Raw genomic sequence first — 4,936 nt, 5'->3', positions numbered from 1 at the left:
CCATTCTTTCATTCATCTGATTCCCCGCCCTAAAGAACGGGACTATTGATTCTTTCGTTTCGTTCATCAAACCTTTGAACCTTTGAACCCTGAACCTTTGAACCTTTTTACCCAGTCAATTTCCTGAATGCACCTACAAGAGCAATTGGAGGTAAATTTTGGAGATCTTCGGTCTCGATCATATTTGGATCAAGAGTTCCGATCCTTTCCCGAAGATTAATAGAACGAAGAGCTTCCATAACTTTAGCAACTTCTATCCCTTTTGGACATCTCGTCGAACATTGCAGACAGGCAGAACAAATCCAGATAGTCTCGGAATTGAGAACATCAGCTGTTGCTCCGAATTGAGCAAGACGCATAATCTGATTAGGCATAATGTCCATATACTCGACAACCGGACATCCGGCTGAACACATTCCACATTGATAGCAGTCGAAAACAGTTTGCCCGGAAAGTTCTTCTATTTTTTGAACAAGTTCATTTTTAATGATATCTCTTGAAATTTGGTAGCTCATAATTTTTCCTTTTGGTTCAGAGGTTCAGGGTTCAAAGGTTACCTTTTTTTCTTTGATCGTATAATGGCGACGCGAGTGCGTCCCGCATGATCATATCCGTCCTGAAACTCCATTTTCATTATATATTCCTGATCCAAAGCTGCGTAAAGTTCGCTCTGGACTTCGGTGCAAGATCGTTTTGCATACCTGAGAAAACGAATGAACTCCGGATTTGTCTCTGCATCGAATCCTTCCGCAATATTATGCATAGATGAACCTGCTGCTGCTTGAATTTGTCCTTTCAAACCGAAGTCATGAGAAAATTTATCCTTCTTTGTGAGAACATAAACCTTACGAGTTAATTCTCGTGCCAACTTCCAAGCGTCAATATCCTCAAATCGTTCGATTCTCATTTCTTCACCATCTATAGTTTAGTTTGTTGCATTTCCAATCAGGGGATTGGGAACGATGCAACCCAGAACCTCTGAACCCAGGACTTCTGAACCTTTGAACCCAGAACCTCTGAACCTTTATTTAAAATAATCAAAACCCTTCTGAAACGCTCTCAAGTTTTGTTTAACAAACCTTTCCGGAACAGAATCCGCAACTGCTTTTTCCATTCCTTCTTTGGAAACCAGTTTGGTCACAGCAGTAAAAAAGCCCAGCATAACCACATTGGCAAAGATCCTGTTTCCTAATTCTTCTGCCAATCTGGTTGAAGGAATAGAAAACATTTTAATTTTACCTCTAATCGGTTTTAATTTTACCAGATCTTCATCTATGAGAAGTAATCCCTGCTCGCTTAATTCCGGTTCAAATACATCATAACCTTCTTGAGACATTGCCACCAGAACATCTGAAACCGTAACATAAGGATAAAGTACTTTCGTGTCGGACAAAACAACCTGGGAACTACACGCTCCACCTCTTGCTTCCGGACCAAATGACTGATTCATCGTGGCGTATTTATTATCAAAAATAGAAGCACCTTTGCCCACAATAATTCCTGACCTGATAATACCCTGTCCACCATAACCGGCAAATCTAATCTCACTCATTTTGTCCTCCGAGAGGGATAAATTTATCACCTAAAATTTTACCAAGTTGAGCATTATAAGAGTCAATAAATGTTGTTTTTTTCTTATCTGTAAATTCCCCCGTGATAATCTTTTCATCCGCAGTAATTTCAACATTGCGGGTATCCTCTTTATTTTTGGTGATGGAATTTTGAAAATAGAAATTCAGCAGTTCAGATTCGATCTTGTTAATATCCTGATAAAAATTTGGACCGGGTGAGAGAACTTCGATCACGGAAAATCCTGGTTTTGGTAAAGCATAAGCGATCGAATTTGTGAGATCGTTGGTATGCAGGGCTGTCCATCTGGCGGTGAATACTGCTCCACAGGAATTTGCCAGGTGAGGAGCATTGAAAGGTTTTTCGAAAGTAGAAAAAGCGGAAAATCCGGTAGTAACGGAAGGAGACGGTGTTCCTGCGATTTCTTTATACACAAAATTATTCACACAAATAACCAGCATTTCCATGTTTCTTCTTCCGGAATGGACAAGATGATTCCCGCCGATAGTCATCAGATCACCGATAAAAGCAACCACTTTTAATTCCGGATTTCCCAGTTTTAAGCCGGTGCCAAAAGCGATTGCCCGACCGCGGGTCGTATGAAAAAAGTCGATTCCTAATTCTTTTATAATTTCGGGATCAAACGGAATATCCGAGACAACTACAATCTTGGAAAGTTCGATTCCCGACTTTTTAATGCCATTTGCAAAAGCAGTTATAATTGGATTCATTTTTTATTTCAAACCTCCGCCAAAAACTTTTTTTTCAAGTCGAGTTTTCCGGATGATAACTTTTCTTATCTTCTTCTTTTCCGTAGCTGCATATTCGATCGCTTCCAGAATATCTTCAGGATCATGAACTCCTGCTCCTCCGTGAGGAACAAGCACCACATTCGCTTCTCCATGACTGCACCGTTCAACATCATAAACGACCTGTCCGTAATTTATTTCAGGAACTACAAATGCTTTGACTTTTGCTGCCAGTTCGGAAATTCTCTGATCAGGAAAGGGCCAGACAGTTACCAGCCGCAGTTTCCCAACTTTTATCCCTTTCTTCCTTGCCAGTTCGATTCCCCTGACAGCAACTCTCGATGTTATTCCGTAAGAAACAACGACCACTTCGGCATCATCTAATTTTTCTTCATGCAATTCAATGATCTTATCTGCATTAAGTCTTATCTTATCGACCAATCTCCTCGCAGTTGAATCACTTTGATTTTTCCCTTTCTGATAGATGATGGGATAACCTCTTTCATCATGACTTGCTCCTGAAACATATAAATTATAACCATCACCTGCTTTCACCATCTTCGGAACAAGATCCTGATCAGGTTTGAAAGGCAAATATTCTTCCTTGGGACCGGTATAAATCCGACGCGGTTCGAGCTCGATCTCTTCTGCCGGAGGAACTACCACTTTTTCCGACATGTGACCGACACATTCGTCAGACATGACCATCACGGGACAACGATACTTTTCTGCCAGATTGAAAGCTTTGATCATAAAATCAAATAATTCCTGCGGGGAATCAGGAGAGATCGCAATAACTTCATAATCTCCGTGTGAACCCCATCTGGACTGCATCATATCTGCCTGACCAGTTTTAGTTGGAACACCCGTCGAAGGACCACCTCGCTGGATATTGAGGATGACAAAAGGTGCTTCCATCATTGCTCCTAAACCAATAGCTTCCATCATCAGCGAGTAGCCGGGACCGGAAGTTATTGTCATTGTTTTGACGCCGGACCAACTTGCACCCATAATGGAAGCAACAGAAGCGAGTTCGTCTTCCATTTGAACAAATACGGCTCCTGATTGAGGAGCGATACGCGCGAATGATTCTGCAGCTTCGGTCGAAGGAGTGATTGGATAACCACCGATAAATCTGCACCCGGCAGCTAATGCTCCATAACCGGCTGCAATATCGCCATCCATATAATAAGTTCCTGTTCTTACATCTCTTGGATTTGCTTTCATTTTTAATCCTTCACTGTTCCGGAAAGCCATTTATTATATGAGTCCATATAAGTAGGTCTTTCTCTATCTACAAATTTTCCCACAATAATTTTTGTTTGAAATCCGATATCAAGATTTTTCGTATCTTCACCGTGTCTGATCTCTGTATTATCATGATAAAATTTCATCATATCGAGTCCGTCACCGAGTCTGTTGATCCTGGAATAATACATCGCACAAGGAGATATAACTTCGATTACGGAAAATCCGGGTTTTTTCAATGCTTCCGCAATGGAATCCGTGAGCCGGCGCACTTGAAGAACAGTCCATCTCGCTACATAAACTGCTCCGGAAGAATCTGCGATATAAGGAATATTGAAGGGAGGTTCAACAGCTCCAAAAGGTGAAGTTGTAGCATAAGCAGCGTGAGGAGTTGTCGGTGCGACCTGCCCTCCGGTCATAGCATAAATAAAATTATTAACGCAGATCACGAGCATATTAACATTCCTGCGAGCAGCGTGAATAAAATGATTACCACCAATAGACATGATATCGCCATCGCCGGAGAAGACGATCACTTTCAGATCCGGATTAGCGACCTGGATGCCGGTGGCAAAAGCGATACCTCGACCATGAGTTGTGTGGAACGAATCCAGTTTGACATAACCTGCAACTCTTCCGGTGCAGCCGATTCCCGAAACAATACAGGTTTTTTGCAGATCTATTTCAGCTTTTTTCAGACCTTCGGCAAAAGCGGTAACAGCAGTTCCAATTCCACAACCAGGACACCAGATATGAGGAATTCTATCCATACGCAGGACATCATCCATAGGATGAACATCCATTGTTGGAACATCTTTGGGAAGAACATTTTTTTCAGCCATTTCTTTAGACTCCATTTATCCTCTCCTCGTTTCATTCCGATACTCGATAATTCCCTTCTTTACCTGCTTTTCTTTCTGACTTTGTTTAATGATCGAGATCAAATTATCTGGATTATCTATTTCCGTTTCTCCGTGTGAGACAAAGACCACATTTGCTTGTCCATAACTGCAGCGTTCGACTTCCAGAACTATCTGACCATAATTTATTTCAGGAACAATCAGTGTTTTTACTTTCTCTGCCAGTTCGGTGATCTTTTTATCCGGAAAGGGCCAAACAGTATCGAGTTTGAGACTTCCGACTTTAATGCCCAATTCTCTTGCCTGCTTCATTGCTTTTTGGGCAGTATTAGAGGATGCTCCATAGGAAATGATCACAATTTCAGCATCATCTGTATTACTTTCCTTAAATTCCGCAATCTCATCTCTATCATTCAAAATTTTCCATAATAGAGGATGAACATTGTATTCCTGGCATTTCTCGGTCATTACCGGATAACCTCTATCATCATGGGTTAGACCGGTTACATG

At 41.4% G+C, this 4,936-nt stretch carries 7 protein-coding genes; all 7 read right to left on the bottom strand.

What is annotated here, in order from left to right:
- Positions 1-107: 107 nt before the first annotated feature.
- On the bottom strand, positions 108-515 hold the full coding sequence (locus tag ENL20_06220) for a heterodisulfide reductase (GenBank protein HHE38149.1): 408 nt from the start codon (positions 513-515) through the stop codon (positions 108-110).
- Between the two features lie 38 nt (positions 516-553).
- Positions 554-907, bottom strand: a complete 354-nt coding sequence (locus tag ENL20_06215; protein HHE38148.1) for a four helix bundle protein — start codon at positions 905-907, stop codon at positions 554-556.
- A 117-nt stretch (positions 908-1,024) separates the two neighbouring features.
- A complete protein-coding gene (locus ENL20_06210; protein ID HHE38147.1) occupies positions 1,025-1,552 on the bottom strand; it encodes a pyruvate ferredoxin oxidoreductase in 528 nt (175 codons plus the stop codon).
- Positions 1,545-2,300, bottom strand: a complete 756-nt coding sequence (locus tag ENL20_06205; GenBank protein ID HHE38146.1) for a 2-oxoacid:ferredoxin oxidoreductase subunit beta — start codon at positions 2,298-2,300, stop codon at positions 1,545-1,547. Before ENL20_06205 ends, ENL20_06210 begins: the two co-directional genes overlap by 8 nt.
- Before the next feature lie 3 nt (positions 2,301-2,303).
- Positions 2,304-3,545, bottom strand: coding sequence for a 2-oxoacid:acceptor oxidoreductase subunit alpha (locus tag ENL20_06200; GenBank protein HHE38145.1), 1,242 nt, complete (start codon positions 3,543-3,545; stop codon positions 2,304-2,306).
- A 2-nt stretch (positions 3,546-3,547) separates the two neighbouring features.
- Entirely contained in the window at positions 3,548-4,369 is an 822-nt protein-coding gene (locus ENL20_06195; protein HHE38144.1) for a 2-oxoacid:ferredoxin oxidoreductase subunit beta, read from the bottom strand.
- 54 nt (positions 4,370-4,423) lie between these two features.
- A partial coding sequence (locus ENL20_06190) for a 2-oxoacid:acceptor oxidoreductase subunit alpha (protein ID HHE38143.1) occupies positions 4,424-4,936 on the bottom strand: 513 nt, incomplete at its 5' end.

It is taken from the genome of Candidatus Cloacimonadota bacterium (assembly GCA_011372345.1).
In the GTDB taxonomy this organism is placed as follows: domain Bacteria; phylum Cloacimonadota; class Cloacimonadia; order Cloacimonadales; family TCS61; genus DRTC01.
The sequence above is the reverse complement of the archived record's forward strand: the minus strand, read 5'-3'. Positions and strand labels throughout refer to the sequence as shown.